We start from the raw sequence: 4,363 nt of genomic DNA on the forward strand, positions 1-4,363 counted from the left end.
ACTACTGCTTAGGCTTTAAGCATAACTTTATTTTTCGCCCACTTTTAGGGGGCGTGGTTTTGTGCGCTCTTTTTCGGAATGGTACTTAAATCGCAATGTTTCAACCTTTATACCTCCCGATTTACATAGCGGATGAAGCGGTCAAAAGCTGCCTCGCCATCCATATTTCTCTTATAGACACCAGCATGCTCCAGTACCTTGGCAAACACCTTGCCAACTTCCAGCTTCAGAATGCATGCGGTATTGTCCGTTGTAAACGTATGGGTTTCCTTTAACTGCTGAACCCACTTAGCGTGCTTCTCCAGCTCGCCAGTAATGGGCTTGTCCATCAAAATGGCTTCTTCCAGGTCTGCCAGTTCCTGCTTCAGTCTGGAGGGCAGCACAGCCAGACCCATCACTTCGATCAGGCCGATATTCTCCTTCTTGATATGATGCAGCTCTGCATGGGGATGGAATACGCCCAGAGGATGTTCCTCCGTGGTAATGTTGTTACGCAGGACCAGATCCATCTCGTAGTCCTCTCCCCTGCGGCGGGCAATGGGCGTGATGGTATTATGGGGTTCACCGTTGGTTTCCGCGAAGATAAAGGCATCTGCATCAGAATAACCGCGCCAGGACTGCAGGATATGGTCTGCCAGATCCGCGATCCGCTGCTTGTCCGGGCAGGTCAGACGGATGACACTCATGGGCCACTTCACGATGCCTGCCTTCACATCCTCAAAGCCATTGAAGACGATCTTACGCTCCACGGGGGACTTCTCCATGGGGAAGGTATAGCATCCACCCTGGAAATGCTCATGGCTCAGGATGCTGCCGCCCACGATGGGCAGGTCTGCATTACTGCCGATGAAATAGTGAGGGAAGATGGTGACGAAGTCCAGCAGCTTCTCGAAGGCTGCCTTATCGATTTTCATAGGAGTGTGCTCCGCATTAAATGCAATGCAGTGCTCGTTGTAATAGACATAGGGGCTGTACTGCAAGTACCAGGGTTTACCGCCAATGGTGATGGGAATGATCCGGTGGTTCTGCCGGGCGGGATGATTCATCCGGCCTGCATAGCCTTCGTTCTCAGCGCACAGCTGGCACTTGGGATATCCGGACTGAGGTGCCGCCTTGGCTGCGGCAATAGCCTTGGGGTCCTTTTCAGGCTTGCTCAGGTTGATGGTCACATCCAGCGTGCCGTAATCCGTCACAGTCTTCCAGCGCATATCCTTCTGGATCCGGTAACGGCGGATGTAATCGGTATCCTGAGAGAACTTGTAAAACCAGTCTGTGGCAGTCTTGGGATTTTCCTCATACAGCGCTTCGAAGGTGCTGCGCACTTCTCTGGGAGGCGGGGTCAGGATTCCCATCAGTTTGGTATCATAAAGATCCCGGCTGGTGATATCATCGGAGATGATACCTCTATTCACTGCGTCATCCGTCAGATTCTTCAGGATCTGCTCCAGAGGCATGGGACGGACTTCTGCAGGTTCAAAACTATCCAGCTGCTGGGGAGTAAGCAGCTGGTTTATAATAAACGCCTTGTCGCAGGGCTCGATCAGTTTCCTGTCCAAGCCATACTGCACCAAAGCGGAAATATTCTCATTGATGTTCGTATAAAAACACTCCTTTATTCTAAGGGTTGGCCGGACGAGTTGGAGTAGTCATCCTCCAACTCGTTCCGGAATGACTGAGGATCGTGTTATTTATCTAGTGAAATTCAGATATGCTAAGTAGTTATATTCTCCGAATTATTGGATTCGGATACCGCCATCGTTGCGGATATTCAGTACATGGCATTTTCCTTCACCAAGTACATTTTCAATTCCCTCTTTGAACTTAGGAAGCAGATCGAAAGGCACAAATGCCTGGACGGTTTCGGCAAAGCCACCGCCATGGACACGGTAAGCGCCTTTACCCTGTAAGAGTGTATCGCACAACGCCAGAGCCACTTCCTGCTTCATAATTGATCCGGAGGGATAGATGTTCTGCAGATACATCCAGGAGCTATGTCCGGACTGGCGAACGAGATGGAAGAATGCGTACAGGTCTTCATTGCGAAGGGCAGCAGCCTGAACCTCTACGCGCTTATTTTCCTGATAAACATGGATCGCCCGGAGAATTGCCCGGTCAGAAACATGGTTTCTCAGTTTCGGAAGGGCTGCAAGGAAGTCTTCTTCAGGGATCTGACGGAGAACTTCTTTGCCGAAGAAATCACAGACCTCTTTTAATTCGTAGGGAATCGCAGCGTATTCATCCGTCAGGTCTGCGTGATCCGCGCCACTGTCGATGATGCACAGGGCGTAGCCAGCTTTGGCAAGGTCAAAATTGATTTTCTCAATTACAGGATTTTCAGGATTCTCGAAGTCGATGTAAACCAGACCGCCAACGCTGGATGCCATCTGATCCATCAGGCCACAGGGTTTGCCGAAGTAGACATTTTCTGCATACTGCCCAATTTGAGCGATTTCAACAGCGGTCAGCTTCTTGTCGAAGAACAGCTCATTCAGGATGGTACCGAACAGAACCTCAAAGGCTGCAGAGGAGCTGAGACCGCTGCCGGGAAGGACTGTAGAGTTTACTACCGCATCAAAGCCTTCCAGCTTGGCACCTCTCTGGACAAAGCTGGAAGCAACACCACGGATCAGCGCGGCGGTGGTGTTCTTTTCTTCCTCATGGACGGACAGGTCATCCAGGTTTACTTTAATGGTGGGATAGCCTTCAGACTGGACCCAGATATTGTTGGCGCCATTCAGCCGGACATCGGCCACGGTTTCCAGATTCACCGCGGCTGCGAGAACGCAGCCGCATTGGTGATCGGTATGGTTTCCACTGATTTCCGTTCTGCCAGGAGCGGAGAATACATAGTGTTTTTCCATAGGATTAAATTCCTTTTCGAAAGATTTTTCTTATGCCTTGCGGGAAGCCAGCAGAGCCTGTTTTGCCTTTTCAACATTCAGCTTGGTCAGCAGGAAGGTGACCAGTGCACAGAAGATTGCGGGCAGCCACAGGTACATAACATTCAGCATGGTAATCACGGAGTCAGGCTGAACAGCGGCGCCGCCTTCAATGAATCCTGCGGCAGCCAGCAGCCAGCCGGAGATTGCGGTACCCAGGCCACCGCCGATCTTAACACCCAGAGAGGTGCAGGAGTACATGGTGCCGTCGATACGCTTGCCAGTGGTCAGATAGGTGTAGTCAGAAGCAGAAGCGATAACCGCATTCAGGTCGCCCTGCAGGGGGCACATACCCAGGGAAGCCACAGCGGTGAAAACCAGCATCATGGGGACACTGCCCATGTAAGCAGCCACGATCACCAGGATTCTTGCAACGGTAGCCAGAGCGTAGCCGCTATAGTTGATCTTGTACATGCCGCCCAGCTTTGCAACCAAAGTGGGCACCAGCAGCAGGCCGATGATCATGGGGATGTTCAGTGCAGTGGCGAACTTGCCCATCAGGTTTGCATCTTTCAAAACATAGGTCATGTAGTAGGTACCAACACCGGTAAAGGCGGTGTACAGCTGAGTCAGCAGATAAACGCCCAGGATCAGCAGATAGAACTTGTTCTTGACCAGCAGACCGGCTGCCTCACGCAGGGTGTACTTCTCAGCGGGAGCGGAGGTGTCCTTCTTGGTTTCGTTTTCGTCCTCGGGCAGCTCCTTCAGGGACAGGACAGAGATGGTGTTGGAGATGATACCGATGACGACATAGATCAGAGCGACGATTCGCCATGCGGCGGCATCATTACCGAAGTGTGCAACAAGACCGAAGGTAACAGCCTGGATGATGGTGCTGGTGGTGAATGCGAAGACGAAGCGGAGGGAACCCAGCTGAACACGCTCGTTTTCATTCTTGGTAACCAGAGCGGTCAGTGCGGAGTAAGCGATGTTGTTTGCGGTGTAGAAGCCGGCATTCAGCATCACGTAGAAGATGAGGAAGAAGGCGTACTGTGCGGTCTTGCCCCAGGAAGTGGGAATGGAGAAGATTGCGAACAAGCAGACACCGCAGCCCAGGTAAGGCCACAGCATCCAGGGACGGGCCTTACCCATTTTGGTGTGGGTCTTATCGATCAGGGAGCCGAAAATCACATCAGAGATGCCGTCGAAGATCTTGGCAACTGCCATCAGGGTGCCGATAATGCCGGGGTTCAGTCCGATGGTGTCGGACAGGTAGATCATAACGAAGAAGGTCAGGAACGCATACACCACATTACCTGCAATGTCACCGGAGCCGTAGCCGATCTTGTTATACCACTTCAGATATCTCTTTTCGTTCATAATTATGACCATTCCTTTCCGCTGCGCTTCAAGGCACCAAAGGAAAATGAAACACAGGTGTCTCTAACGCAGCAAGTCGTAATTTGTTAGAATAGGCTTGAGGA

The 4,363-nt window shown here is 51.5% G+C and carries 3 protein-coding genes and 1 pseudogene; all 4 read right to left on the reverse strand.

Features of this window, described 5'->3' with window-relative positions; all coding sequences use genetic code 11:
- Positions 1–107: 107 nt before the first annotated feature.
- A complete protein-coding gene (gene galT / locus H6B51_RS16350) occupies positions 108–1,592 on the reverse strand; it encodes a UDP-glucose--hexose-1-phosphate uridylyltransferase (protein ID WP_204884666.1) in 1,485 nt (494 codons plus the stop codon).
- A 141-nt stretch (positions 1,593–1,733) separates the two neighbouring features.
- The gene (locus H6B51_RS16355; RefSeq protein WP_335342195.1) at positions 1,734–2,768 is read right to left on the reverse strand and encodes a galactokinase; all 1,035 of its coding nucleotides are present in this window, start codon (positions 2,766–2,768) and stop codon (positions 1,734–1,736) included.
- Positions 2,754–2,873, reverse strand: a pseudogene (locus H6B51_RS18205) (galactokinase family protein); the annotation flags it as partial. The gene H6B51_RS16355 and the pseudogene H6B51_RS18205, both read right to left, overlap by 15 nt.
- An 18-nt stretch (positions 2,874–2,891) precedes the next feature.
- A complete protein-coding gene (locus tag H6B51_RS16360; RefSeq protein ID WP_204884665.1) occupies positions 2,892–4,259 on the reverse strand; it encodes an MFS transporter in 1,368 nt (455 codons plus the stop codon).
- Positions 4,260–4,363: the final 104 nt, after the last annotated feature.

The organism is Pseudoflavonifractor phocaeensis (genome assembly GCF_016901955.1).
Taxonomy (GTDB): Bacteria; Bacillota; Clostridia; order Oscillospirales; family Oscillospiraceae; genus Flavonifractor; species Flavonifractor phocaeensis_A.